Genomic DNA, 246 nt, shown 5'->3' on the forward strand with positions numbered 1-246 from the left:
GGCAGAAAGCTGATCCTGAAGGTTTTCAGAAAACGCATGAATATCTCCTCAGTACGGCTATAATCATTCATCTGCTGTTCATGAAGATGATGCTCAAGCCCAACGATCGTTCCCATCATCAGACTTCCCACAATAATGAGTGAAGGTGCAGTGATGACTGCAACGCCTGATACCGCGCTGACAAGCGGACCAAAGAAGGCTGCGGCTATAAAAAGCATTGCAACGGTCCTAAGGTAGCGAAATTCC

At 47.2% G+C, this 246-nt stretch carries 1 pseudogene; it reads right to left on the reverse strand.

The features are described 5' to 3' along the window. Window positions 1-246, reverse strand: a pseudogene (locus tag P6709_RS20185) (hypothetical protein); the annotation flags it as partial.

The sequence above is a fragment of the Jeotgalibacillus sp. ET6 genome, from assembly GCF_029667115.1.
Lineage (GTDB): Bacteria > Bacillota > Bacilli > Bacillales > Jeotgalibacillaceae > Jeotgalibacillus.